Source organism: Solibacillus sp. iso_87 (assembly GCF_056173085.1).
In genome coordinates this window covers 2,411,220-2,435,449 of sequence record NZ_CM149656.1, presented here as the reverse complement: position 1 = coordinate 2,435,449, position 24,230 = coordinate 2,411,220, and the positions used below count along the sequence as shown (strand labels likewise).

Below are 24,230 nucleotides of genomic sequence, written 5' to 3'. Positions count from 1 at the left end.
GGGAGCTTAAAAAATGGTCATTCAACAAATGGAATACCGGGGCTTGAATTTACATGATGAAATAGGGTCGGTGGAAATTGCGATTGATGCCGATATAAATACAATTCACATTTATGATACAGATCATATTGTTGAACCTGAATATGATTTTATAACGAAAAACTTCAAGCTAAGTGAAGGTTTCTGGAAAATGGCGGATATAATAAAAGAAAAGCAATTATTTTTGAGCAATGATGAAAAAAGATTAGATAGATGGATCGAATCATTTAAATGGGTTTTTTACAGTTCAGGACAGTCAATAAAAATTTATAAACAAGGGGTAATGGTTAATTATAAAATCGGTTATATTGATAACGAGAAGTTACTATATGAAAAATACTTTTCTCGTTTGACAGATGAATCATTGCATAGCAAATGACATAATATTCTATTAAGAGATTAATTATGGCAAAAATATGGCAGGATTTTAATGAATTTTTCGTTTTTGCAGAAAAATTCCTTTTTTTTGCTATAGTTAATAACGTATTGATAATATGCATGGGGATGCAAGGAGGAACGATAGAATGACAATTGAAATGAAAAATGATTTATTGAATTTGCCGAGTCTACAGTTGAAAATGGATACAATCGTTTTTGAAAATATCGATACGAAACCAAATTGGTCAAAAGCTTTTGAGCAGCTTGATGAATTATTGCATAAAGTAGCGAATAATTTTAATGATTATGTCGCGAAAAATAACGGGGAATTACCATCAAGTACTACTTATTGGACACTTTATCTGGATATTGCTTCTAAGCTTGTATACTTTACAGGTTTAGCACATGCTAATTTAATAGCAGAAGATGATGTGGAGGCACGTGCACATGTGATCAAGCTATATGAATTAAGTGCGAGCTGTATTCCAAACGCGCATATAGCAAATAATGAGGAATTGCTTTCGGAAATTCAAAAAAGTATTCATCAATTAAATGATGAAGAAGTTAAACTGTCAGTTGCCGACAATGTGGAACAATGTATTAAAGCATTTAAGCAATTTGCTGAGTCATACGAAAAGTAAGTTATAAAAAAGTTTATGACATAATCCAAAAATGCTATTTTTCTCTAAGAGAAAAATAGCATTTTTTTGCTGAGCGTTAAAATATTCTTTTCGTAATAACTGTTTTCTTTCTATCCAATGTAACTTTTGCTTTTGTCCCATTCTCTTTTTGTATATTTTATCAATGCCGCTTATTTCTTAAAAGATTTCAGCTTTTCATATATGGCGGCCATTCTTTTTTCTTCACCTGCAATAACGGGCTTGTAAAATTCAGTTCCTGCAAGTTCATCCGGTAAATATTGCTGTTGTACCCAGCCACCGAATGTACCAATTGGGGAGTCGTGAGGGTATTTATATCCGACATGACCAAGTGTTGCCGCGCCCACATAATGGGCATCCTTCAAATGGTTCGGAATATCACCGGTTTTCCCCTCATGAATTGCTGCAATTGCCGCATCCAAAGCTTTATAGGCTGAATTCGATTTGTCCGATAAACACATTTCAACGACAGCGGTTGCGAGTGGGATGCGCGCTTCCGGCAACCCGAGTTTCACGGCTGCTTCTGTTGCTGCCTGCACATGTGCCCCGACACTAGGATTGGCAAGTCCGATATCTTCATATGCCATGACGAGCAGTCTTCGGCATACAGCAACCAAGTCCCCATTTTCGAGTAAATGAGCCAAATAATAGAGCGCAGCATTTGGGTCACTGCCGCGAACTGATTTTTGAAGAGCCGACAATAAGTTATAGAAATGGGAGCCGCCTTTATCCCCAAAAACCCCAATTCTTTTTGCTAATGCATCGATCGAATTATCATTAATAATAGTTACCCCGTCTTTTTCATCTGAAGCATAATATACCGATTCTAGTAATGTTAATGCTTTGCGGGCATCGCCATTTGAGGCATTAGCAATTTTTTCGATTTGCTGGTCGGTAATATCGATTTCTAAATGTCCAAGGCCGCGTTCTTTATCTGACAATGCCTGATTAAGCAATTGGACGATATCAGCGCCTGTTAAGCGTACTAATTGTAATATTTCCCCGCAGCGTGAACGGATGGCAGGGTTTACATCATGGAACGGATTTTCCGTAGTTGCCCCGATTAAGACGATTGAACCGTTTTCCACATGCGGCAGCAATGTATCTTGCTGGAGTTTGTTAAAGCGGTGAATTTCATCTAAAAACAATAGAACTTTACCGGTCATTCGTGCATCCATCACGATTTGCTCAATATCTTTCTTCCCAGCATGTGTTGCGTTTAATGCAAAGAAAGGAAGTTTTGAACTGCCGGCAATCGCATTTGCAATCGATGTTTTTCCTACCCCTGGAGGTCCGTAAAGCAACATCGAAGGTACATGTCCATTTTCAATCATTTTAAATAATGGTGTTGCCGGTCCAATAATATGCTGCTGACCAACAACTTCGCGAATTGTACGAGGTCTCATTTTATAGGCGAGCGGTTCATTTTGCATAATTTTTCGCTCCTTTTCTTTTCAGTTGAATAAAATGGTTTTGTTAATAATCATAAAGTATTTCCGAGTGGTTTAAAAGGAGTTGTGTTATAATGAATAATATTAAAGGACTAGAAAATAAGAGGTGTAACGATGAAAATATCGACTAAAGGACGTTACGGTTTAACGATTATGATTGAATTGGCAAAGCATTATGGTGAAGGACCGATTCCGTTGCGACAAATTGCTGCGGATAAAGATTTATCTGAAGCTTATTTAGAGCAATTAGTATCACCACTGCGCAATGCAGGCCTTGTGAAGAGTGTCCGTGGTGCATATGGTGGATATATGTTGGCACATAAGCCAAACGAAATTTCGGCAGCTGATGTCATCCGTGTATTGGAAGGGCCGATTCAGCCAGTTGAAGGAATTGAAAATGAAGAAGCGCCACAGCGTGAATTATGGATGCGTATTCGCGATGCGGTAAAAAATGTGTTGGATACAACGACGATTGACGATTTGGCAAAATATACGAATAATGAAGTATCTGACGGCTATATGTTTTACATTTAGTGTTATTTAAAGGAGTTAGTTAGTTTTGAAAAATACAATTTATCTTGATCATGCCGCAACTTCGCCCATTGCACCGGAAGTAATTGATGTAATGGCACGTGCAATGGCCGATGAAAGCGGTAATGCATCAAGTATTCACACAGTTGGACGCAGTGCACGTAAAGCACTGGATGATTCTCGGGCAAGTTTGGCAGCAAAAGTAAATGCGAAACCCTCTGAAATTATTTTTACAAGCGGTGGAACAGAAGCCGATAATATGGCCATTTTTGGAACAGCGTATGCGCGTCAAAAAGAAGGAAAACATATTATTACAACAGCAATTGAACACCATGCCGTTTTACATGCATGTGAAAAGCTTGAAAAAGAAGGTTTCACGGTGACGTATTTACCTGTTGACAAAACAGGGCGAATCCGAGCTGAACAGGTGAAAGAGGCTTTATGTGATGATACGATTTTAGTTACGATTATGTATGGTAACAATGAAGTCGGCACAATTCAGCCTATCGCAGAAATTGGAGCGTTCTTAAAAGAACATAACGCTACATTCCATACAGATGCCGTCCAAGCATTCGGACTGGAAAAAATGGATGTAGAAGCACTCCATGTTGATTTGCTGAGTGTTTCTGCCCATAAAATTAACGGTCCTAAAGGAATTGGCTTTTTATATGCAAAAACAGGAGTCAAATTAACAAATATCCTATATGGCGGCTCCCAGGAGAAAAAACGCCGTGCAGGAACGGAAAATGTCCCGGCGATTATTGCGTTTGCAAAAGCAGCCGAGTTAGCAGGACAATCTGCACAACAGCGTATTGAGCAGTACAACGGTTTTAAAAATATTTTAATCGAACAGTTCCAGCAAGCGGATATTGATTTTCATCTGAATGGTCATCAAATGAGCGTTTTACCGCATGTATTGAATATCACTTTCCCCGGAACGGATGTTGAATCATTTTTGATCAATTTGGATATGGCAGGAGTACTTGTATCAAGCGGATCTGCTTGTACAGCAGGTTCGATTGACCCTTCCCATGTACTTGTTGCGATGTATGGGCAGAACGCTCCTGAGCTTCGTAGTTCCATTCGATTCAGTTTTGGGTTAGGATTAACAGATGAGTTAGTGCGGGAAGCAGGAAAGCGTACTGCTGAAATTGTGAAACGACTAACTTTATAAATTTATAAGAAAGACTTCGCGCCTTTTACGCGATTTGTCTAAGAAAAGGTGAATAGTAAATGGTAGAAACAAGAGATCCATCACAAATTCGAGTAGTTATTGGAATGAGTGGAGGCGTAGATTCATCAGTAGCCGCGTATTTATTGAAACAACAAGGCTATGATGTAATTGGTATATTCATGAAAAACTGGGATGACACGGATGAATTTGGTGTATGCACAGCGACAGAAGATTATGATGATGTAATCGCAGTATGCAACCAAATCGGCATTCCATATTATGCGGTTAACTTTGAAAAACAATATTGGGACAAAGTTTTTACGTACTTCCTGGAAGAATATAAAGCAGGTCGTACACCAAACCCTGATGTTATGTGTAATAAAGAAATTAAATTTAAAGCCTTCCTGGAGCACGCACTTGCACTTGGCGCGGATTATTTAGCGACAGGTCACTATGCACGTGTAGCGCATGACGAAAACGGTGTGAAAATGCTTCGAGGCATTGATAATAATAAAGACCAAACATATTTCCTGAATCAGTTAACTTCAGAACAACTGGAAAAGGTAATGTTCCCAATCGGACATTTACCGAAGCCTGAAGTTCGTAAAATTGCAGAAGAAGCGGGATTGGCTACAGCGAAGAAAAAAGATTCGACAGGGATCTGTTTCATCGGTGAACGTAATTTTAAAGAATTTTTAAGCCAGTACCTTCCTGCACAGCCGGGCAATATGGAAACATTTGATGGTGAAGTAAAAGGTACGCACGATGGTTTAATGTACTATACATTAGGTCAACGTCACGGTCTAGGAATTGGTGGAGACGGCGAACCTTGGTTTGTTGTCGGTAAAGATTTAAAACGAAATGTATTATATGTTGGCCAAGGTTTCCATCACAATGCACTGTATTCGGATGCATTGACTGCAGTAAAAATGAGCTTTACAGGGGAAGTGAAAACGGGCACATTTAACTGCACGGCTAAATTCCGCTATCGTCAGGAAGACTCGCCGGTAACAGTGACAATGCGTGAAGACGGTACAGCGTATATTGAATTTGCCGAGCCTGTTCGAGCGATTACACCTGGACAAGCTGTTGTTCTGTATGATGGCGAAGAGTGCCTAGGTGGCGGTACAATCGATGGCGTATTTAAAAATAGCGAAAAGTTAACATATGTAGGGTAATAGACGATAGACGTTCATTTAAAATGAGCGTCTATACATATTTATAGAGGTGAAAGAATGGATACAAACTATAATGAAATCGGGATTAAGGCATTTCAGGAAAAGCGTTATGAAGAAGCGGCACAAGCTTTTACACAGGCAATAGAAGCACAGCCGAATGATGCAATCGGCTATGTAAACTTCGGTACATTGCTTGCTGCGATGGGAGATATCGAACGTGCTGAACGCTTTTTCCAAAAGGCGATTACAGTAGATGGAAAAGCTGCTACAGCGTATTACGGTTTGGCGAATTTATATTATGAAGCTGAACGCTACACAGAAGCCGCAAAACTATATCAAAAATCGATCGATTACGGAATCGAAGGGGCAGATGCCTATTACATGCTGGCAAAATCATTTGAACGCGAACAGCAATTCAAGTTGGCCCTGCCATTTATGCAACGTGCGGCAGAGCTTGCACCAAAAGATCTGCAAATTCGTTTATCATACGGCATTTTGCTTTGCTCTTTGGAGATGTTCGATTATGCAAAGCCGGAGCTGGAGTATGTGATTGAAGAAGACTGGAATAATTCAGATGCACATTATAATTTAGGTGTACTATACGCGGTAGCTACTTCAGATACCGATAAAGCAAAATATCATTTAAAACAAGCTTATACACTGCAGCCTGAGTTTGATCAGGCGAAGTATTTATATGATATGATTTGCCAACGTTCGAATTAATAATAAATATAAAGTGATGTGTTGGAAAGAGAGTTTTCAACCATCACTTTTTTATAATAAAAAGATACTAAAATGAAATACTTCAAAACATTAAGTTTATGATATGATGGATGAAACTGACAGTTATTTGAGGTGAAATATGTAGCATGCAGGCTAAAATAGATAAAGCAGATTGTATGTTTTTAATTTCAGATGAGGCAATGTACCAATTTCAGCAGTTGATCGATGAACTTAATTTATTCACATTAATACTTCCATTCAGTGAGGAGTCTTACCAACGTTCAGTCATCATATTTGATATTTGGTATTTATTATCTACTGAAGAAATCGATCGTATTTCCAATCCGGAAAATACGATGATTTATCCAATTCGGAAATTTTTTTTGGATAAAATTAAAACCTTTCAAATAAGACGCTATATTCAGCTTGCTTTATTAGAAAACAAGAAGCTGGCGTTCATTTGTGCAATTTATATTTATTTAAAGCAGGAGCAGTTTCTCGTGGGAAAATTAGCAGATAACGAGGAAATGGCGGCAAATTTCCAGGCTCTGAAAGGCTTCAGTAGTAGAAGTTTAAGACCTTATTATGATGCGAAATATATTGAAGTTGAAAATTACCCGCAACAGCTCGCTTTATTACAAAGTACTATATTAAAAGAATTGCAGATGCTTGTAATAGAATTCGAACAGTTTCTTCTTAACCTTTATGAACAAGCAATTGCTGAGGCAAGTGAGATTTATGAAGCCGTGTTTGGATTAATCAATGACTGGGGTGGACGAGTAACATGAAAATTTCAAACCAGATTGAACATTTGCGAAATCTCTTCAATGAGTTGCGATATAGGGAAGTAATCCAATTCAGCACGATTACATTGCAGAGCACACTTGAAGAAAAAAGGTATACAGAAGCACTCCTATGCTATGAATATTTGGCATCAACATATTTTGAAATAGGTAACTATCAAAACTTTCATGCGGTCATGGATGATTATGAAAAGCTTTGTTTAACATATGGCAAAGATAAAAATAAGATGGTTTATTACTATTTGTACAGTCTTGAACATATCTTTACAAAACATCATCATGAATCGATAGAAGCAGCAAAAAAATCGCTTAAATATGCGCATCTTTTGCAAAACGATGAATTTATTATCATTAATTATTGCAATCTGGCAGCACAGTACCGTTATAAAAATGAACCGGAAAATGCTCATATCGCTATAAAATTGGCGGAGTATTATAAACAGAAAATTCCTGCTGTCAGCGCAACGATCGTTAGAGGGTATTTAGGAGCGCTCTATTATTACGCTTCGACGAATAGTGAAATGGAATTTAACCAGATAAAGCGCGATGTTTTGCAGCATCTGGAAGGCAAATACCCTTATTATGCCGGGAATATACTGTTTGCGGAAGCGATATTAAACTATAGGGCTGGCTATGGGAATGAAAGCTTGGAAATGTTTGAACAGGCGTTTTTTCAATTGGAGAAACAACAGAACTATGTATTATTGTCCGTAGTGGATAGATATCTGCAACGTTTTGGACTAATCGAGCAGTTTCGTTATAAAAAGGAATTGCAGCATTTGATTGAAAAGAATAAAAGTGAGCCGATCAGTGTACGCAAAATACGTAACATACATGTTGACTTTTTTTTCGAAGAGGAAACGACCGCGCTTGCAGTTAAATTTCCGCATGTCGTTTCGAAAGAGAGTACAATCGAGTTTGTGGAACATGCGCTTACGAACAATGAGGCGATTTACTGTATTCATTGGTGCTTTATCACAGATAAAATTGAAGAGCTGTTCGGCACTTTATTTACTGAGCAGATATTATTCACATTATTTGAGTCGATTTATTCGAATATTTTCGAGTATGAGGCAAAGGTTAATGTATTATCGAAAAATGCAGGGGAAGCGTTTATAAAGAATATTCCTGAAAATGACTTTTTTAAGTTGTTAATGAAGCTGGAAGAGAAACTTCGAACGACTGCTGTTCATTCGACATCAGGAGTCGTAGAAATACCGATTCATTTTGGATTTATCCATTCAGACCAATTGAAAAAAGAAGAAGTATCGTATGATCAATTAGTAGCCTTTGCTGATGCAAGTCTGTACTATGCAAAATCACACGGACAACTTTATATTTACAGTTAATTTAAAATAGTTTGTAAAAATCGGGCTGAAACGATACAATAGCAAGTATAGTAAAAGCGATGATGAAAAAAGAGTAGTAAAGCGGCGTTTTTTAGAGAACTGACGGTTGGTGGAAGTCAGTAAACGTACTTTATGAATGGAATTTCTAGCTGCACAGAGGAAATGCTGTGCCGTAGCGCTCACGTTACGAGTTTTGAGTGGACTAAATGAATTTACTTTAGTCAATAAAGGTGGCACCACGGCTCTTTCGTCCTTTAAAAGCGAAAGGGCCTTTTTGTGTTCACGAAAAGAAAAGCTGAGGAGAGATGAGCATGGCAGTAAAGACAGACAAATACGTATTGAAGCAGGTAAATGGCGATACGTATACGCCAATTTCAATTTTTGAATCAATCATTGGAACGGAAAAAGTATTATTCGAATCCAATGCAAAATTTAAGCAAAACGGACGCTATTCCTTCATCGCCTTTAATCCGGTCGGTGAGCTGAAAGGAAATGCGGAATCCGGTTCTTATTCTATCCATAATCAGGAGCTGACGACAGAACAGAAACCGGTATTAACATTGTTGAAAGAGCTATTGCCAATCCAAAAGGAAGACGCTCCGTTTGCCTTTTTTGGCGGGGCAATCGGATATTTCGGCTATGAAACAGCATATCATTTTGAACAAATCGGGGAAATTGTAGGCGATGTATATAAAATGCCTGATGTTCATGTTTATTTTTATGAAACATTCATCGTCATCGATCATCTGTTACAGCAAGTATCCATCGTGGCAATGGATCTGTTCCAGACGGGCCATACGATGGAGTTGATGCAGAAAAAAGTGGATGATATCGAAAAAATGATGATGTCATCTTTATCTTATAAGCACACACCAGAAATCGACATGCAATTTGCACCGACTATTAAAAAAGAGCGCTTTATTGAAATGGTTGAAACAGCAAAACACCATATACGTAAAGGTGACATATTCCAAGTCGTTTTGTCCCAAACGTTTGAAGCTGAGTTCCGCGAAAATCCATTGACGCTTTACCGAAAATTAAGGATGTCAAATGCTTCGCCATATATGTTTTTTATGGAATTTGGGGACTATACGGTACTTGGCACATCACCGGAAAGTCTTGTGAAAGTTCAAAAAGGGCTTGTCACTACAAATCCGATTGCCGGAACGAAGCCGCGTGGACAGAATGCACAGGAAGATGAAGCGATCGCGAATGCATTGCTGCAAGACGAAAAGGAAATTGCCGAGCATAAAATGCTTGTTGATTTAGGACGGAATGATGTTGGCCGTGTTGCGCAGATTGGAACAGTAGCTGTTACAAAATATATGGAAATCGAAATGTATAAGTATGTGATGCATATCGTTTCCGAGGTGACAGGGAAATTGCGGGACGATGCCCACTTAGTCGATGTAATCGCATCAAGCCTCCCAGCCGGTACGGTATCGGGTGCGCCGAAAATTCGTGCGATGCAAATTATAAATGAGCTGGAACAGAGAAAGCGCGGAATTTATGCAGGTGCGATTGGTTATTTATCGGCATCAGGGGATATGGATTTAGCCCTTGCGATCCGTACAATGGTAATCAAAGATGAGAAAGCTTATGTTCAGGCAGGTGCAGGGATTGTTTATGATTCCGTTCCTGAAATGGAATATGAAGAAACATTAAATAAAGCAAAAGCATTGCTGGAGGTGCGCAAATGATTTTACTTATCGATAATTATGATTCATTTACGTATAATCTGTATCACCAAATCGCACAGTTTGGGGAAGGTGTAGAAATTGTTCGAAATGATGCCATGACGGTTGAGGAAATCCGTACGATGCAGCCGAAAGCGATTGTTATTTCTCCGGGACCCGGGGAACCGAAAGACGCAGGTATTGTTATTGAAATGATCCGCCAGCTTTACAGAGAGATTCCGATATTGGGAATCTGCCTCGGCCATCAGTCGATGGGTGAAGCATTCGGTGCAACGGTGAGCCGTGCCCAAAATATTATGCATGGGAAAACGAGCATGCTTCAATATGAAAAAACAGGTTTGTTTGCACAATTCGAAGGAGAAGTGGAAGTGATGCGCTATCATTCGCTAATTATTGAAAGACAAACATTGCATGCAGATTTCCAAGTTGTTGCTACAAGTACAGATGATGGGGAAATTATGGCTATTCAACATAAACAATATCCGGTATATGGGCTGCAGTTTCATCCCGAGTCCATCGGAACAGAATTAGGTACATCCATGATCAGCGAGTTTTTAAAAAAGGTGGAGGTATTGGCATGATACCGAAAGATAAGCATGACATTGCAGCAGTGGAAAAACTGAAAACTGCGAATGCAGAAGCGGTCATTCCTTTATTGCCGAAGCTGCTTGAATGGGTGCAGGATATGAACTGGCCTGTCGCGGAACCAATGGTTGAGCTACTGCTTCACTATCCGAATGAGCTGACGCCACTTGTTGACGAAGTGCTATGCGGGGACGATGACATGTGGATTTACTGGTGTCTCGTTTCGATAGTACCGAAGCTGCCGTTTTATTCAAAGCACGTATTGGCAGATGCTGTCGAACAAATTGCCGCAATGGAGAAAACACCATTCAATGAAGATAATATTGAAGCTGCTCAAGAAGCCTTAATAAGTTTTCAGCCATAGTAGATTCGCCTAATCATAAATTGGTTAGGCGATTTTTTTATAAATTAAAGGAGAAATGCTCCAAATTAAGTTTGTTTTCGTCTATAAGGGTGAAAGGAGGGCGGCTAGTGGAAATTGAGAAACTAATTGATACATACAGTGATTATTTGTATCGCATTGCCTTTATATATACGAAGGATCGTTTAACTGCTGAAGAAGTCGTCCAAGACGTATTTATAAACTATTATCATAAATCAGTACAATTTGAACAGAGAGCATCGATTAAAACCTATTTAGTGAAGATGACGATTAACCGCAGCTATGATTATTTGCGCAGCTGGAAAAACAAGAAATTCGTAATTACTCAGTTTTTTCAGCAGCATGAAAAGGGTGTGGAACAGATTTATGTAGAGAAAGAATTACAGGGTGAAATAACCGCCGCTGTTCTTACATTACCGGTAAAAGATCGGGAAGTATTATTACTCTATTATTATGAGGAAATGACAGTGTTTGAAATCGCCGAGCTATTAGAATTGGCGGTATCGACTGTTAAATCGCGTTTGCAGCGTGCAAGGGCGAAATTAAAGCCGAAATTAAGTATGGAGGTGATGGAGGATGATTAAGGAGAAGTGGCAGCAAGAATTAAGTAAAATGCAATTAACGGAACGGCAGAAGATAAATTTGAAGCAAACGGTCGATTATTCCAAACGTCCGAAACGACAAACGAATTGGACAAATGTAATTGCCCCGATTTTTGTTTTTACAGCAGTATTTTTCCTATACTTATTTACTAATGATTTGATCGTATCTCCTCCTAATCAGGCGTCGAGCACGGTGGTGGAAAACTATGAGCGAGAGCAATTAGCCGAAGATATAAGAAGAGGCAAGTATGTGTCCATCATTAGTTTATTGCTGATTATCAATGGGGTTTTCGCCACAATTGTGTTCATTACGATGAAGAGATGGCAAAAACCGAAATTACGTAAACTCCGTAAAACAGTATATAAATTGCGCTATTTGCTTATCCTTCTTGCACCATTTATCGTCTATGCATTCGGGAGCCTAATTCAGATGTTTGAAGTGGACATTCAGTGGCTGAAACTTAGTATTTTCATGCTTATCATTATTTTACAAATCGTTCTCTTATTTTATTTTGCCCGGAATACAACAGGAGAGGTATGCTGTCCGCATTGTCACCATTGTTATTCAAAAAAAGAACAAGTAACAATGGTTTGTAAATTAAAACTGGAATTGCGGTGTCCTGCGTGTAATGAAAAATTATTTTATTCTAAAAAGTACCGTCAAATAATCGGGGGCTTATCGATTCTTACATCACCAACGATTATTTTCTCTTCATCTTTTGATTTACCGATAACTTTAACCATTCTGTGTCTAGTTTTTTATGTACTGACTATGTTTTTTGTAGTTATGCCATTGTATTTGGAACTAACAGAGGAAGAGGAATTCTTATTTTAAAGAGAGCAGCCGAAATCAATTCTCGGCTGCTTTTTTTATTATTATATAAGTTAATTTTAAAGTAATTTTGCAATATCGTTTTCTGCTTTTGTCGGTGAATCCTGTGGGGCGTAACGTTTAATAACATTGCCATCACGGTCGACTAAAAACTTCGTGAAATTCCATTTAACCGACTGCCCTAAAAGACCTTTAGCTTCAGAAGATAAATGTTTAAATAAAGGATGTGCTTCTGAACCGTTCACTTTCACCATTTCATGCATCGGAAACGTTACACCGTAATCCAGGCGGCAGAACTCGGCAGCTTCCTCACCGGAAGACAACTCCTGTTTAAATTGGTCGGAAGGGAAACCGAGTACGACAAATCCTTCTTCTTTGTATTTATCGTATAATTCTTCAAGCTCTGTAAACTGATTTGTAAACCCGCACTTGCTTGCCGTATTGACAATCATCATTACTTGGCCTTTATAGCGGTCTAATTCATATTGCTCTCCTTTTTCTGTCTTAACAGGAATATCATAAATATTCATGCTTTCGTTCCTCCTCGAAACTACTAATATAATTGTTTGTACTTTTATCGTACGGAAAAAAAGCCCATATGTAAAATAATCGGTATCACTTAAAAACGAAAATAAAACTCGAATCTTGTCGAAATAATGTCGACCCCAGAACTTATCCTTTCAAATATGACATGTGTCACTGTGCCATTACTATGATTGCGCTTACATTCTTGTGAGACATAAAATTTTAACATCAAGGAGTTTTATAATGAATAAGAAGATTGCATGGATTACAGATACTGCAGCATTATTACCAGAAAGTTTTATTAAAGAACACTCAATTCATGTGCTTGCATTGAACATCGTTTTTGAAGATGGCGCACTTCGTGAAACAGTGGACATGACGCACGATGAATTTTACGATAAATTAAGAAGTTCAACAATGCACCCGAAAACGTCTCAGCCGGCTTTCGGAGAGCATGTAGCTTTATATGAAAAATTAAAAGAACAAGGTTATGATTGTGCAATTGCGATTCATACTTCAGAACAACTATCGGGTACTGTACTAAGTGCTCCAATGGCTGCAGAACAGGCGGGTTTCAAAAGTTATATTATTGATGCGAAAATTGGTTCATATCCAATGCAAGTCATGCTGGCACATGGAATTGAGCTTGAAAAACAAGGACATGCCCCGGAAACAATCGTAAAGAAAATAGAAGCAATGCGTGGCAAGTCAGAACTTGCTTTTATCCCGGCAAGCTTGGAGCAATTGCATAAAAGCGGCCGTGTTTCAGGTATGGCGATGTTTCTCAGTAACTTGCTCAATATTAAACTAGTGATTGAATACAATAAAGATGGCGGCGTTGAAGTGGCTAAAAAAGTACGTGCCGATAATCGTGCTAAAAAAGCAGTCATTGAAAAACTTGAGCGTGCTATTTCAAAGTCACCCGTAAAAGAAGCTGCTATTATTCACTGTAATAATGAAGCGGGGGCTATCGAGTGGAAAAAGGAATTATTGAAGGACTTTCCGTCAATTCAATTTACCCCAACACCACTTTCTGCCTGTGTAGGTGTTCATGCAGGAGAAGGAACATTAGGTTTGACTTGGGTACGGGAATAAAAAAATGCAGGGCCTCTTTCTAGGCGCTCTGCATCTTTTCGTATTTAGATTGAAAGAATTGAATAAAGCCTGCAAAAATAAATGTTACTAAGAGTGCTGATCCGATGAAAAGGACAACGCCAGTCCAACCGTAGTGCATCCAAAAGATACCGCCGAGCGTTCCTCCGATACTTGACCCCATATAATAGGCGAACAAATACAATGAGGAAGCCTGTGCTTTATCGACTTTTGCTAAATGACTGACCCAGCCGCTTGCAATAGAATGCGTGCCGAAAAAGCCGAAAGTAAAAATAATGAGACCGCTTATTTTTAAAGGCAAACTTACAGGGAAGGTAAGAACTGCACCTAAAATCATAAAGATAATCCCGCTGTATAGAACATTTTGCCGGCCATATTGATCAGATAAGCTTCCGAACCATGTGGAGCTCCATGTCCCTACTAAATAAACAACAAATAGCCAACTTACAAATGTCATGCTTAAATTATAGGGAGAATCAACCAGCTTGAAGCCGATATAGTTATACATTGTCACAAAGCTGCCCATTAATGTAAATCCAATCCCGAATAATAAAACAAGTCGTCTATCTTTTATATGCTGGAATAGTGTTTTAGTCAGTAATCGGAACTGCAATGGACGTGGTGTGAAATGTTTGGATTCTGGTAATGCCCATATGAAGCAACAACTGATAATAATGCTCAATACCCCGAGTATAATCATTCCGATTTGCCAGTTGAATAAATCACTCATCGTGCCGATTATAATACGGCCCGATAAACCGCCAATCGCATTTCCGCTTATGTAAAGACCCATTGCCACACCTAAGCTTGAAGGTTCCATTTCTTCACCTAAATAAGCCATCGCAATGGCAGGAACCCCGGCAAATACAAAACCTTGAATGATACGCAAGGCGAGAATCGTTTCAAAATTAGGAGCAAACGCTAGTGCGAGTGTTAAAACGGAAGCCGCAAATATCGAAGCGGTCATCAATTTTTTTCGGCCCCAAGCTTCCGACAATGAACCGAAAAGTAACAGACTAAATGCCAAAACGGACGTAGCAGCAGATAACGATAAACTGGCTACCGCAGGGGAGACATTGTAATCATTTGAAAACTGGGGCATTAGTGGCTGCGTAATATAAAGGTTGGCAAAGGTGATAAAACCTGCAGCAAATAATGCGATATTCGTCATTTTAAAAGCCTTTGTTCCTCTTTTTATATAGTCCATGTAATCCCTTCAATCTTGAAAACTTTTGAATAATCGATAGTTTGGAAGAAGACCTGCTTGCTTACTATCTATATTGAAATTTACAATTATTCGGTTGGTTGTCCTGTCAGCACTTGGGCAATTTCTTCGATTGTCATATCGGAGCGGAGATCAAATGCACCTTTTTGAATAGAACGTGCAAATTCCGGTTTGGACAAATAAAGTTCAAGCTCTCGGCCATTAGTGACAATACCTAAGTCTTCCGCTTGCTGCCCGATTGTATAAATAGAAACATTTTCATAAATATAAATGGTCTCTTCCACAACGCCTGATTTATTTTCTTCTTTTGTAGCGGCTGTTTTCTCTTCGGCTGTACTAGTTGTCTGCTCGTCCACTTTTTTAGATTTGGCGTAACCCGGGTTTTGCTCGTTTAACTGTTGTGTCAGTTCAGCGATTTGTTTTTCATAGTCGTCTAATTGCTTTTCGTAAGCGGCGTTATCTTTCTGACTGGAATCAGAAGGCAACATATCGAACAATGCCATGCTTGCACCTGCCACAAAAAGACCGATACCAAATGCTCGCAACGATGATTTCATTGTTGACCTCCATTTGCTAAAATCGATTGGATTTGAGCATGTGATAATGTCGAACGCTTACTGATTTCCTCAATCGATAGGCCTTGACTATTGAGCGCGAGCACCTGGCTAACTAAAATGCCGTTAATCGGTTTCGTATTTTTTTGCGGAGTTACCTTAGATGCCGTTCCATAGCTTTGAGCCGCTTTTACTTGGGCTGCTACTTGTTGAAAAGATGAAAAGGCAGCTTGCTGTTCTGAATTTTGTTGTTGGGCAGAAGAAGGTTTGCGTACTTGAAAGTTTGGTTCTACAAGCAGTTCTTCTTCCAATGCTTTTATGCGTCTTTTTAAAGCATTCGTTTCCTGATAAATATTGATCGATAAATCTTCTATATCTCTTTCAACTTTTGCTGATTTATCTTTAAACAATAGGGATATAAAAATGACAGCAATACCAGCAATCATTAATATTGAAGAAAGTCCCATATCAAGTCCTCCGTTTCTTTTTATCTATGTCATTGTATTGACAGTAAACTTGCAATTGAAGTTGGTAATCGTTTTCTTACTGCAGATTCCCTTTATTTTAACATAGTAAAACTTATTAAGAAATCATACTAGATTTTTTAAAACAGTGTGTTATAATAGGTAAGTCGTATAAATCATGCTCAAATAAATTTATTCTTAATTTAGAGTGGGAGGGTTAATGATGCGCGTAAACATTACTTTAGCTTGCACAGACTGCGGCGAACGTAACTACATTTCAAAAAAGAACAAGCGTAACAATCCAGAGCGTCTTGAACTTAAAAAATATTGCTCTCGCGAGAAGAAGTACACTCTTCACCGTGAAACAAAGTAATAATCGCTCATTTAGCCAAAACCACTCGTTGGTTTTGGCTTTTTACTTGATATTCTATTAAATCTTACTATGATGATTCAACGAATTTGATTTATGATAGTAATGTTTAACTTAAAACAGCTTTATTGAAAGTAGGGATTTGTTTGGAGAAAAGAGACTATCGTATAAAAGTGCAGGAAAAGCTGTCCAATATGACCGATCAGGAATATCGTGAACGTTCACTGGAAATCGCTCAGCAATTATTACAGGAACCATCTATTCAAAAAGCAAATATTATAGCAATTACTTTATCAAATCAGCCGGAAGTGGATACGACGTTTATTATTGAAGAATTATGGAAATTAAATAAATATGTTGCAGTTCCGAAATGTAATCCGAAAGATCGCTCGATGCAGTTTTACAAAATTAACAGTTTTGATGAAACCGAACGAGCATATCAAAATATATTAGAACCTATACGAGTAAGAACAGAACTGGTCGAAAAAGAACGAATTGATGTAATGGTCGTGCCGGGGGTTGTCTTCGATCATCACGGTTACCGCATCGGATTTGGCGGGGGCTATTATGACCGCTATTTAGTTGGATTTAATGGAAAGCGGATATCCTTGGCATTTGAAGAGCAGTTGTTAAACGAAATACCGAGAGAATCACATGATCTTCCGGTACATATACTACTTACAGATAAAAATCGCATAATCTGCGAATAATTGGTGGAGGAACGAGAATGAAGTCAATGTTGGATGTGCTTGACATCTTAAAGCAATACGGAATTTACATTTATACAAAAGACCGTATTGGAGATTTATACTTAATGGAAGACGAAATTAAGGAATTATATAAATCGAAATTTATTGATACGAAAGATTTTCAGATGGCATTGTTAATCCTGCGTCAGGAAGAGCAAAGGCTTAAAGCAGGAAAATAACTGGAATTTAGTGTATAATAGTATGGATCGTATAGAGGTATGCTTGTTTACTTAGGGTTATAAACTTTACACGAACATAACCTGAGTGAAACAGCGGGGATAACCGCTGTTTTCATAATTAACGAAACCTTTTCAAGTTTAATACGTACTAAATAATAGTGCTATTTTATGAATGTAAACTGTTTAAACGAAATAATGTTGCGGATTTGTTTGAAAAGCTTTAACATAGATTTTGTTTGAATGAGGAATTTACACAAATAAAACAAACTATTTAAAAAAATCGAATATGTAAAGAGAGGATGTATAGGATATGAAAGATTTTAAATGGCCTAAACATTCGATATTAGCGATTGCCGTAATAGCAACCTGGATTAAAACTGTAATTGTTTATGAAACTAGCTTTGATATGAAGATAGAAAATGCAATGCAATTGTTAATTTTGTTTATCAATCCGTTAAGCTTCTTATTATTCTTCTATGGATTGTCATTATTCTTGAAATCACAAAAAGCGCGAAATCGCTATATTGTCGGCAGTAGTATTTTACTGGCCTTAGTAGTTTACGGAAATGTTGCCTTTTACCGTTTCTACAATGACTTTGTAACATTGCCTGTATTATTCCAAACGAGCAATTTTGGAGAGTTAGGTACATCAGCAGCAGCAATTATTAGCTGGATGGACATATTCTATTTTGTTGATGTATTACTGATTATTATTGCTGTGAAGCTTTTACCGAAAGTGGAAGAGCAGTTAGTGCCTATACGTAAAGATGCGCGAAAAGCATACTTTGTCATGACGGTAGCTATTTTATTTTTAAACTTAGGTTTAGCAGAAACAGAGCGTCCGCAATTATTGACACGAGCATTTGACCGTGAACTGTTAGTGAAAAATATCGGAACATATAACTATCATCTTTACGATGTATATGTTCAGTCGAAATCGTCTGCACAGCGTGCGTTGGCAGATGGCAGTGAGCTTGTTGAAGTGAGCAACTACGTCCGCGCAAACCAGGCGGAACCTAATGTTGAAATGTTCGGCAAGTATGAAGGCCGCAATGTAATTGCAGTTTCCCTGGAATCATTGCAGTCATTTGTTATTAATGAGGAAATGAATGGGGAAGTAGTAACACCTTTCCTGAATTCATTGACAAACGATAAAGATACGTATTACTTCAGTGATTTTTATCACCAGACTGGATTAGGAAAAACTTCGGATTCTGAGTTTATTTTTGAAAACTCGTTATATGGCTTAGGTCGAGGTGCAGTATTCTTTACACATGGTGAAAATACGTATAACTCCTTTGCAGAGCGCTTAGGGGAAAATGGATATTTTACAAATGTTATGCATGCGAACAACAAATCATTCTGGAACCGTGATATGATTTACAAATCATTTAAATTAGATCAGTTCTATGATCTCGAATCATACAATGTAACAGAAGAAACATCTGTAAACTGGGGATTGAAGGATATTCCATTCTTTGAACAATCTGCAGCATTAATGAAAGAAATGCCACAGCCGTTTTATAGCCGTCTAATTACTTTAACAAACCATTACCCGTTCTATTTGGATCCGGAAGATATGATGATTCCTGAATATGATTCAAATTCAGGTACATTAAATCGTTATTTCCAAACAGTTCGCTATTTGGATGAATCGGTGAAGGAATTCTTCGATGATTTAAAAGAACAAGGTTTATATGAAAATTCGATTATCGTGATGTACGGAGACCACTACGGGATTTCCGAAAATCATAATAAAGCAATGGCAAAATATTTAAATAAAGAAGAGATCACACCATATGACAGTGCGCTTTTACAGGCTGTCCCATTATATATCCACATTCCTGGTTCAAATGATGGACAAGTGATGGATAATGTAGCGGGTCAGTTGGATATTCGTCCGACATTACTGCATCTGTTAGGTATTGAGACTTCAAAAGATATGCAATTAGGTGCTGACCTTTTCTCGGAAGAACATGAAGATTTCGTTATTTTCCGTGATGGTCGCTTCGTAACAGATCAATATGTTTATGCAGGTGAAGTATGCTACGACCGTGAAACGGGAGAAGCAATTGATACGGAAGCATGTCAGCCATTTATTGATCGTGCAACACAAGAACTGGAATACTCGGATCAGATTATTAATGGTGACCTGTTGCGTTTCTATGATACAGAAACAGGGAACTTACTGATTGACACAAACTATAAAAATTAAAGCTGCCCCGGAGAAATCCGGGAGCAGCTTTTTTTCTTTATATAAAAAACGTATTGCTTCAAGAGCAATACGTTTTTTGGTTGCAATTAATGAGTTGGTGGATAGCCTTGATTTAATACCGTCATAATGACGAACCAACCGAAAACACCTGCAGCTAAAGCATTGAAGGCAGCAGCTAAAAGGTTTTTCTCTTTGATTGATTGGAATATGCCAATTACGCCAAAAATTGCAACTAAACCAAAAATAACCATTAATAAGTTCATAAAAAATTGACACTCCTTTCGACATTCCAGAAAATGTCTCAACAATATTCCTCTTTTATTGTAAAGGTTTCCAAATCGTTTGTCGAGGACTAAAAGTGGCGTTTGTTTGAACGATAACTTTCACTATGAGAACGATAGAAAAAATGTATAATGGAGACTGAGGTGATGATTTATGTTAAATGTTAGAAAATATAATCTAGGACCAATCCAAACGAATTGCTACCTTGTCAGCAATAAAGAAAAAGACTGCTTAATTTTTGATCCAGGTGAAGAAGGGGCACGCATTGTAAATGAATTACGTAAAAATGGCTTAAACCCATTAGCTATTTTATTAACCCATACACATTTTGATCATATCGGTGGAGTGGATGCGGTACGGGCAATATACAATATTCCGCTGTATGTCCATGAAAAAGAAGTTGACTGGCTTGCTGATCCGTTGAAAAATGGTTCAGGCAAATACGCGGAATTACCAAATTATATCGTGAAAAAACCTGATGGAGAACATATTATCCGTAAAGAAGGGGAAATGACAATCGGTGCATTTACCTTTACGGTAGCCCATACACCAGGGCATTCTCCAGGAAGTATATCCTTTATTTTTAAAGACGACGCTTTTGCGATTGTCGGCGATACATTATTTGAACAAAGCATTGGACGGACTGATTTGATTGGAGGTTCATTGAATGTCTTGTTGAAATCGATTCACGATAAGCTTTTATCATTACCGGAAGATACAATTATTTATCCAGGGCATGGTGACTATACGACACCTGCTGCAGAAATGGATTCCAACCCGTTTTTAAATGGTTTTTAACTAATTTGTAAATGAAAAAACGACCGCTCTCTATTGAAGAGCGTGTCGTTTTTTAATGTCCGCCACCTGGAGTGTGTATGAATGTTGTGTAATAGGTGAAACCGGCGAAGAAAACAGTTAAGTATGCGCCAAAAATGTACATGTACATGCGTTCTGAAAGATTTAAGAAGCCTAATAATAAAAATAAACCTGTATTACCTACGAATAATAGCGAAACCTCGTTCATACCTCCAAGGTAGAACATAACGGCGAAAATAGCAGTCCAGAATGCCATAACTTTATACATATTGCTCATGAAATATCCCTCCTTTTCTAAAAAAATAGAATAGTCTCTCATTCATTATAAATCAAGTTTCTGGATAATGTAAACTGGGAGATATGGAAGAGTTGTGACAAACGCATGTTTTTTCCATTAATTGTGAACGGAAATTTTGTATTTGCAAAAGTCACAGTCACTTACCATGCTTTCCATCTTCGTAATTTCATGACGGTCAAACAATGTATCAACTTGTCCATACAAATAGGATTCATGGAGCTGGCACACAATTTCTCCGTAGTTCGATATTTGTTCTTGGAAGGGGCAGTTAAAAAGCGAGAATATGATTGATTTTGATTGGTTATGCTCAATTACTTCCGGAATATAACCGATTAATGTGGCGCTTTTAGTTAACATGGCCAATTTCTCATCAAAAGTAAATGGAGATTTTCGTTTAACAGAATTTATTTGTTCAAGCATCGATTGTTTCCCGTCACGATAACTGATTTCCTGCGCTTTACTCAACGCTGCTTCACCAAGTTCGCGAATTAGTTCAAGTGACCATTTAATTAATGAAGATGTGTCGCGTCTAGGAATACTTAAATTGATTCCTTCTTTTTTTGCTTTATATACTCTTCCAGGTCGCCCGCCTTTTCCGGTTTTTAAATGTTCGGAAGAAATGGCACCGATTTCTGCAAGTTTAGTTAGATGCAAACGTGCTACATTGGAATGGATTTTAAATTGATCTGCAATATCCTGAACGGATAAGAATTGCTTTTCCTGCAACATAAATTCATAAATAGAAAAACGAGTTTCATCAGCAAAAGTGCTCGAAATTTTAATCGGATGTATCATATGTAAACCCCCAATACGGTAAAAATTTAAAATTTTAATATTATTCTACATGAAATATTAGCAAATTTGTTAATATTGAAAGAAAATTCCTACTAAAAAGAAATTTTATCTATTTCTATATAAATAACTGCACGATCCAATTATAATGGAGTCAAATCTAACTAGTTGATGAAGGGGTGATTTCCATAAAACAATTATCGATCATTGAACAAAAATGTTTGGAGCTTTTATCTAAGGCAGCACTGCTGAACGTTACAGATATCCATTTACTCCCTAGAGAAGAATCCTATGATTTGTTAAAGAGAAAATACGGCCGTTTTGAAAAGGAGGATGAACTCCCTACAGAGCTTGCTACCCGTATGATTTCCTATTTTAAATTTCTTTCTTCACTTGATATTAGTGAAAAGCGAAAGCCTCAAAGTGGTTCCTTCCAAAAATTTATCGACCAGTCCATGTATGCCTTCCGAATTTCCACGTTACCTTCCAGCTTCTTCAAAGAAAGTTTAGCAATTAGAATATTACGGCAAAACTATACCGTTCCCTTACAGACATTATGTCACTTCCAGGAAAGTGTTGAACAGTTGTATAAGTTGGCCAGACAGGAGAGCGGTTTAATATTAATTAGCGGTGCGACCGGAACCGGCAAAACGACTACGTTATATTCATTGCTCCACTACTGTTCACAGCATTTATCTCGTCATGTTATTTCTTTGGAGGATCCCGTGGAAAGCAGGCAGGAGCAGCTATTGCAAATTCAAGTGAATGAGCGAGCCGGAATCACGTATTCAGCAGGTTTAAAAGCAATTTTAAGGCATTCTCCCGAAGTGATTATGCTCGGGGAGATTCGGGACAGGGAAACAGCGAAAGTAGCAATAGAAGCGGCGTTTTCCGGACACCTCGTTATTTCGACGATTCATGCAAAGGATACGGTGAACTGTATTTACCGGCTTCATGATTTGTCGGTATCATTTGAGGAAATGCGGCAGATGCTTAGAGCTGTTGTTTCACAGCGTCTAATTGAAACAGAGGATAGCGGTTATAAAGCTATTTTCGAATTTTTAACTGATGATCAATTGCAGCTTGCCTTTGAATCCATCATCCAAGAAAAATCATTTACATTACCGTTTGATCAAACATTGGCAGGTCAAATCGCAAAACTTCAAGGAGACTATTATGAATATATCTCTCCTTAAAAATGCAGCATCTGCTACTTTGTTTAAAAAGCCTGTTATAAAGTCTTCTGAGCTTCCTACATTACTCCAAAGAATTTCCACACTGTTATATGAAGGCTATACATTTGCTCACAGTATCGAAATGCTGTTGCCTTATCATGTAAAACAATATGAGCCGGTCCAACAGGAAATTTCAAATATATTGCGCGGGGGTGGAAGTGCAACACAAGTGTTTCAGCTGCTTGGCCTTGATAAACAATATTTAGTGTCAATTGAGTTGGCGGAAGTGACGGGTAAGCTGAGTGAAGCGATTGGTCTTGTCGCAAAACAGCTCGTTTTTCAACAGCAGACAAAAATGAAACTAATAAAGGTGATGTCGTACCCGCTCATTTTATTTACATTTTTAATATTACTGTTTTTAGCCTTTCGAACATATTTTCTTCCGAATATGTCTTCTGTTATTACTTCCCGCGTCCATAGCGAATCGTCCGCCAGTATTCAGTGGTCGAAGTTTTTCCTCCATATGCCAGACTACATTATTGCGGTAGGCATTGCTCTCGGAATTGTCCTCTCCCTTTTTATTTATCAAATCCGTAAGAAACGAATTGATTTGCAGCTTCATCTACTGTTTAGGCTCCCGTTAATCGGTCTTTTTTGGCGTCTATTTCTTACGAGGCAGTTTGCTCGCCATTTAGGCAATCTATTATTAGCTGGCTTCTCGCTCCAAAAGGCATTCGATCATTTAAAATCCCAACACCACCAAAAGCACATTGCCTATATTGCTGGTAGCCTCCAAGAACGCATTCTTATTGGCGATTCATTGGAGCGTGCGGTCGAAATCGTCGGTTACTTTTATCCGAAATTTGAGCATTTTATTGCCCATGGTGAGGCGAGCGGCTTGTTGGGACGAGAGCTCATTTTATATTGTGAGCTTTTGGATGAAAAGCTTCAGAAAATTATTGAACGAATGCTGGCGATTATTCAGCCGCTGCTTTTTGTGATCATTGCTATTTGCGTTATTGCTGCGTATTTAAGTATTTTAATTCCGATGTATGATGTCATTGATTTTATATAAGAAGAGGTGGAATAG

29 protein-coding genes and 1 other annotated feature are annotated in these 24,230 nt (G+C 38.0%); of the genes, 21 read left to right on the top strand and 8 right to left on the bottom strand.

The genetic code is table 11. From position 1 onward, the window contains the following. The first annotated feature begins 13 nt into the window (after nt 1–13). Both AC0VXV_RS12390 and AC0VXV_RS12385 read left to right on the top strand, forming a co-directional pair. A complete protein-coding gene (locus tag AC0VXV_RS12390; protein WP_475528466.1) occupies nt 14–418 on the top strand; it encodes an aminopeptidase in 405 nt (134 codons plus the stop codon). A 145-nt stretch (nt 419–563) separates the two neighbouring features. Then, on the top strand, nt 564–1,058 hold the full coding sequence (locus AC0VXV_RS12385; protein ID WP_475528465.1) for a GTPase: 495 nt from the start codon (nt 564–566) through the stop codon (nt 1,056–1,058). A gap of 170 nt (nt 1,059–1,228) precedes the next feature. Here the strand turns inward: AC0VXV_RS12385 and AC0VXV_RS12380 are convergent, their stop codons facing one another. After that, complete coding sequence (locus tag AC0VXV_RS12380) at nt 1,229–2,509, bottom strand: replication-associated recombination protein A (RefSeq protein WP_475528464.1); 1,281 nt, start codon at nt 2,507–2,509, stop codon at nt 1,229–1,231. Nucleotides 2,510–2,641: 132 nt separating this feature from the next. Between AC0VXV_RS12380 and cymR the strand changes: the two genes are divergently transcribed. From cymR to AC0VXV_RS12325, 11 genes are all read left to right on the top strand, one after another. Beyond that, entirely contained in the window at nt 2,642–3,061 is a 420-nt protein-coding gene (cymR, locus tag AC0VXV_RS12375; protein WP_008408540.1) for a cysteine metabolism transcriptional regulator CymR, read from the top strand. A 25-nt stretch (nt 3,062–3,086) separates the two neighbouring features. After that, entirely contained in the window at nt 3,087–4,232 is a 1,146-nt protein-coding gene (locus AC0VXV_RS12370) for a cysteine desulfurase family protein (RefSeq protein WP_475528463.1), read from the top strand. A 59-nt stretch (nt 4,233–4,291) separates the two neighbouring features. Next, on the top strand, nt 4,292–5,410 hold the full coding sequence (gene mnmA / locus AC0VXV_RS12365) for a tRNA 2-thiouridine(34) synthase MnmA (protein ID WP_475528462.1): 1,119 nt from the start codon (nt 4,292–4,294) through the stop codon (nt 5,408–5,410). 57 nt (nt 5,411–5,467) lie between these two features. Then, nucleotides 5,468–6,133 carry a tetratricopeptide repeat protein gene (locus tag AC0VXV_RS12360; protein ID WP_475528461.1) on the top strand — a complete coding sequence of 222 codons (666 nt, stop codon included), beginning with the start codon at nt 5,468–5,470 and terminating at the stop codon, nt 6,131–6,133. A 146-nt stretch (nt 6,134–6,279) separates the two neighbouring features. Beyond that, on the top strand, nt 6,280–6,921 hold the full coding sequence (locus tag AC0VXV_RS12355) for an ATPase (protein WP_475528460.1): 642 nt from the start codon (nt 6,280–6,282) through the stop codon (nt 6,919–6,921). Further along, nucleotides 6,918–8,285, top strand: coding sequence for a hypothetical protein (locus AC0VXV_RS12350; protein WP_475528459.1), 1,368 nt, complete (start codon nt 6,918–6,920; stop codon nt 8,283–8,285). The genes AC0VXV_RS12355 and AC0VXV_RS12350 overlap by 4 nt, the downstream gene beginning before the upstream one ends. A 50-nt stretch (nt 8,286–8,335) precedes the next feature. Further along, nucleotides 8,336–8,543 (top strand) — a binding site (T-box leader). 53 nt (nt 8,544–8,596) lie between these two features. Continuing rightward, nucleotides 8,597–9,985 carry an anthranilate synthase component I gene (gene trpE / locus AC0VXV_RS12345; protein WP_475528458.1) on the top strand — a complete coding sequence of 463 codons (1,389 nt, stop codon included), beginning with the start codon at nt 8,597–8,599 and terminating at the stop codon, nt 9,983–9,985. Further along, on the top strand, nt 9,982–10,563 hold the full coding sequence (locus AC0VXV_RS12340; RefSeq protein ID WP_475528457.1) for an anthranilate synthase component II: 582 nt from the start codon (nt 9,982–9,984) through the stop codon (nt 10,561–10,563). The genes trpE and AC0VXV_RS12340 overlap by 4 nt, the downstream gene beginning before the upstream one ends. Beyond that, nucleotides 10,560–10,931 (top strand): DUF5071 domain-containing protein, encoded by a 372-nt coding sequence (locus tag AC0VXV_RS12335; RefSeq protein ID WP_475528456.1) that lies wholly within the window; start codon nt 10,560–10,562, stop codon nt 10,929–10,931. The genes AC0VXV_RS12340 and AC0VXV_RS12335 overlap by 4 nt, the downstream gene beginning before the upstream one ends. Nucleotides 10,932–11,038: 107 nt before the next feature. After that, complete coding sequence (locus tag AC0VXV_RS12330; RefSeq protein ID WP_475528455.1) at nt 11,039–11,533, top strand: RNA polymerase sigma factor; 495 nt, start codon at nt 11,039–11,041, stop codon at nt 11,531–11,533. Then, nucleotides 11,526–12,386: a hypothetical protein gene (locus AC0VXV_RS12325; protein ID WP_475528453.1), complete on the top strand. Its 861-nt coding sequence runs from the start codon at nt 11,526–11,528 to the stop codon at nt 12,384–12,386. Before AC0VXV_RS12330 ends, AC0VXV_RS12325 begins: the two co-directional genes overlap by 8 nt. 56 nt (nt 12,387–12,442) lie before the next feature. Here the strand turns inward: AC0VXV_RS12325 and AC0VXV_RS12320 are convergent, their stop codons facing one another. Further along, nucleotides 12,443–12,913, bottom strand: coding sequence for a glutathione peroxidase (locus AC0VXV_RS12320; protein ID WP_413078297.1), 471 nt, complete (start codon nt 12,911–12,913; stop codon nt 12,443–12,445). A 238-nt stretch (nt 12,914–13,151) separates the two neighbouring features. On the opposite strand from AC0VXV_RS12320, the gene AC0VXV_RS12315 reads away from it, so the two are divergent. Then, nucleotides 13,152–14,003, top strand: coding sequence for a DegV family protein (locus AC0VXV_RS12315; protein ID WP_475528452.1), 852 nt, complete (start codon nt 13,152–13,154; stop codon nt 14,001–14,003). Nucleotides 14,004–14,022: 19 nt separating this feature from the next. On the opposite strand, the gene AC0VXV_RS12310 is transcribed toward AC0VXV_RS12315, so the two are convergent. The 3 genes from AC0VXV_RS12310 to AC0VXV_RS12300 all read right to left on the bottom strand — a co-directional run bounded on the left by AC0VXV_RS12310 (nt 14,023) and on the right by AC0VXV_RS12300 (nt 16,267). Further along, on the bottom strand, nt 14,023–15,228 hold the full coding sequence (locus tag AC0VXV_RS12310) for an MFS transporter (protein ID WP_475528450.1): 1,206 nt from the start codon (nt 15,226–15,228) through the stop codon (nt 14,023–14,025). Nucleotides 15,229–15,314: 86 nt separating this feature from the next. Beyond that, nucleotides 15,315–15,803, bottom strand: a complete 489-nt coding sequence (locus AC0VXV_RS12305) for a hypothetical protein (RefSeq protein WP_475528449.1) — start codon at nt 15,801–15,803, stop codon at nt 15,315–15,317. Beyond that, nucleotides 15,800–16,267, bottom strand: a complete 468-nt coding sequence (locus tag AC0VXV_RS12300; RefSeq protein ID WP_475528447.1) for a hypothetical protein — start codon at nt 16,265–16,267, stop codon at nt 15,800–15,802. Before AC0VXV_RS12300 ends, AC0VXV_RS12305 begins: the two co-directional genes overlap by 4 nt. 220 nt (nt 16,268–16,487) lie before the next feature. On the opposite strand from AC0VXV_RS12300, the gene rpmG reads away from it, so the two are divergent. The 4 genes from rpmG to AC0VXV_RS12280 all read left to right on the top strand — a co-directional run bounded on the left by rpmG (nt 16,488) and on the right by AC0VXV_RS12280 (nt 19,777). Next, nucleotides 16,488–16,637, top strand: a complete 150-nt coding sequence (rpmG, locus tag AC0VXV_RS12295; protein WP_008408521.1) for a 50S ribosomal protein L33 — start codon at nt 16,488–16,490, stop codon at nt 16,635–16,637. A 143-nt stretch (nt 16,638–16,780) separates the two neighbouring features. Next, nucleotides 16,781–17,344 (top strand): 5-formyltetrahydrofolate cyclo-ligase, encoded by a 564-nt coding sequence (locus AC0VXV_RS12290; protein ID WP_475528446.1) that lies wholly within the window; start codon nt 16,781–16,783, stop codon nt 17,342–17,344. A gap of 17 nt (nt 17,345–17,361) precedes the next feature. Then, on the top strand, nt 17,362–17,562 hold the full coding sequence (locus tag AC0VXV_RS12285) for a YqgQ family protein (RefSeq protein ID WP_079527733.1): 201 nt from the start codon (nt 17,362–17,364) through the stop codon (nt 17,560–17,562). A 310-nt stretch (nt 17,563–17,872) separates the two neighbouring features. Then, a complete protein-coding gene (locus tag AC0VXV_RS12280) occupies nt 17,873–19,777 on the top strand; it encodes an LTA synthase family protein (RefSeq protein WP_475528445.1) in 1,905 nt (634 codons plus the stop codon). A gap of 86 nt (nt 19,778–19,863) precedes the next feature. Here AC0VXV_RS12280 and AC0VXV_RS12275 read toward each other — a convergent pair whose 3' ends face one another. After that, nucleotides 19,864–20,040 (bottom strand): DUF2759 domain-containing protein, encoded by a 177-nt coding sequence (locus AC0VXV_RS12275; protein ID WP_008404364.1) that lies wholly within the window; start codon nt 20,038–20,040, stop codon nt 19,864–19,866. A 172-nt stretch (nt 20,041–20,212) separates the two neighbouring features. Between AC0VXV_RS12275 and AC0VXV_RS12270 the strand changes: the two genes are divergently transcribed. Beyond that, nucleotides 20,213–20,857 (top strand): MBL fold metallo-hydrolase, encoded by a 645-nt coding sequence (locus AC0VXV_RS12270; protein WP_475528444.1) that lies wholly within the window; start codon nt 20,213–20,215, stop codon nt 20,855–20,857. Nucleotides 20,858–20,909: 52 nt separating this feature from the next. On the opposite strand, the gene AC0VXV_RS12265 is transcribed toward AC0VXV_RS12270, so the two are convergent. Further along, the gene (locus tag AC0VXV_RS12265; protein ID WP_008404362.1) at nt 20,910–21,152 is read right to left on the bottom strand and encodes a DUF2626 family protein; all 243 of its coding nucleotides are present in this window, start codon (nt 21,150–21,152) and stop codon (nt 20,910–20,912) included. Nucleotides 21,153–21,269: 117 nt separating this feature from the next. Next, entirely contained in the window at nt 21,270–21,968 is a 699-nt protein-coding gene (locus tag AC0VXV_RS12260; protein ID WP_475528442.1) for a helix-turn-helix transcriptional regulator, read from the bottom strand. Between the two features lie 176 nt (nt 21,969–22,144). On the opposite strand from AC0VXV_RS12260, the gene comGA reads away from it, so the two are divergent. Together comGA and comGB are read left to right on the top strand one after the other, a co-directional pair. Further along, entirely contained in the window at nt 22,145–23,161 is a 1,017-nt protein-coding gene (gene comGA, locus AC0VXV_RS12255) for a competence type IV pilus ATPase ComGA (protein ID WP_475528441.1), read from the top strand. Beyond that, complete coding sequence (gene comGB / locus AC0VXV_RS12250) at nt 23,142–24,215, top strand: competence type IV pilus assembly protein ComGB (RefSeq protein WP_475528440.1); 1,074 nt, start codon at nt 23,142–23,144, stop codon at nt 24,213–24,215. The genes comGA and comGB overlap by 20 nt, the downstream gene beginning before the upstream one ends. Nucleotides 24,216–24,230: the final 15 nt, after the last annotated feature.

What these genes read in the sequence shown, in the direction of transcription:
- AC0VXV_RS12380 (WP_475528464.1), bottom strand. Translation starts at nt 2,509, where the DNA reads ATGCAAAATGAACCGCTCGCCTATAAAATGAGACCTCGTACAATTCGC.
- AC0VXV_RS12285 (WP_079527733.1), top strand. Translation starts at nt 17,362, where the DNA reads ATGAAGTCAATGTTGGATGTGCTTGACATCTTAAAGCAATACGGAATT.
- cymR (WP_008408540.1), top strand. Translation starts at nt 2,642, where the DNA reads ATGAAAATATCGACTAAAGGACGTTACGGTTTAACGATTATGATTGAA.
- AC0VXV_RS12350 (WP_475528459.1), top strand. Translation starts at nt 6,918, where the DNA reads ATGAAAATTTCAAACCAGATTGAACATTTGCGAAATCTCTTCAATGAG.
- AC0VXV_RS12315 (WP_475528452.1), top strand. Translation starts at nt 13,152, where the DNA reads ATGAATAAGAAGATTGCATGGATTACAGATACTGCAGCATTATTACCA.
- AC0VXV_RS12340 (WP_475528457.1), top strand. Translation starts at nt 9,982, where the DNA reads ATGATTTTACTTATCGATAATTATGATTCATTTACGTATAATCTGTAT.
- AC0VXV_RS12270 (WP_475528444.1), top strand. Translation starts at nt 20,213, where the DNA reads ATGTTAAATGTTAGAAAATATAATCTAGGACCAATCCAAACGAATTGC.
- AC0VXV_RS12355 (WP_475528460.1), top strand. Translation starts at nt 6,280, where the DNA reads ATGCAGGCTAAAATAGATAAAGCAGATTGTATGTTTTTAATTTCAGAT.
- comGB (WP_475528440.1), top strand. Translation starts at nt 23,142, where the DNA reads ATGAATATATCTCTCCTTAAAAATGCAGCATCTGCTACTTTGTTTAAA.
- AC0VXV_RS12260 (WP_475528442.1), bottom strand. Translation starts at nt 21,968, where the DNA reads ATGATACATCCGATTAAAATTTCGAGCACTTTTGCTGATGAAACTCGT.
- trpE (WP_475528458.1), top strand. Translation starts at nt 8,597, where the DNA reads ATGGCAGTAAAGACAGACAAATACGTATTGAAGCAGGTAAATGGCGAT.
- AC0VXV_RS12320 (WP_413078297.1), bottom strand. Translation starts at nt 12,913, where the DNA reads ATGAATATTTATGATATTCCTGTTAAGACAGAAAAAGGAGAGCAATAT.
- AC0VXV_RS12275 (WP_008404364.1), bottom strand. Translation starts at nt 20,040, where the DNA reads ATGAACTTATTAATGGTTATTTTTGGTTTAGTTGCAATTTTTGGCGTA.
- AC0VXV_RS12280 (WP_475528445.1), top strand. Translation starts at nt 17,873, where the DNA reads ATGAAAGATTTTAAATGGCCTAAACATTCGATATTAGCGATTGCCGTA.
- AC0VXV_RS12265 (WP_008404362.1), bottom strand. Translation starts at nt 21,152, where the DNA reads ATGAGCAATATGTATAAAGTTATGGCATTCTGGACTGCTATTTTCGCC.
- AC0VXV_RS12385 (WP_475528465.1), top strand. Translation starts at nt 564, where the DNA reads ATGACAATTGAAATGAAAAATGATTTATTGAATTTGCCGAGTCTACAG.
- AC0VXV_RS12325 (WP_475528453.1), top strand. Translation starts at nt 11,526, where the DNA reads ATGATTAAGGAGAAGTGGCAGCAAGAATTAAGTAAAATGCAATTAACG.
- AC0VXV_RS12300 (WP_475528447.1), bottom strand. Translation starts at nt 16,267, where the DNA reads ATGGGACTTTCTTCAATATTAATGATTGCTGGTATTGCTGTCATTTTT.
- AC0VXV_RS12390 (WP_475528466.1), top strand. Translation starts at nt 14, where the DNA reads ATGGTCATTCAACAAATGGAATACCGGGGCTTGAATTTACATGATGAA.
- AC0VXV_RS12310 (WP_475528450.1), bottom strand. Translation starts at nt 15,228, where the DNA reads ATGGACTATATAAAAAGAGGAACAAAGGCTTTTAAAATGACGAATATC.
- rpmG (WP_008408521.1), top strand. Translation starts at nt 16,488, where the DNA reads ATGCGCGTAAACATTACTTTAGCTTGCACAGACTGCGGCGAACGTAAC.
- mnmA (WP_475528462.1), top strand. Translation starts at nt 4,292, where the DNA reads ATGGTAGAAACAAGAGATCCATCACAAATTCGAGTAGTTATTGGAATG.
- AC0VXV_RS12360 (WP_475528461.1), top strand. Translation starts at nt 5,468, where the DNA reads ATGGATACAAACTATAATGAAATCGGGATTAAGGCATTTCAGGAAAAG.
- AC0VXV_RS12305 (WP_475528449.1), bottom strand. Translation starts at nt 15,803, where the DNA reads ATGAAATCATCGTTGCGAGCATTTGGTATCGGTCTTTTTGTGGCAGGT.
- AC0VXV_RS12335 (WP_475528456.1), top strand. Translation starts at nt 10,560, where the DNA reads ATGATACCGAAAGATAAGCATGACATTGCAGCAGTGGAAAAACTGAAA.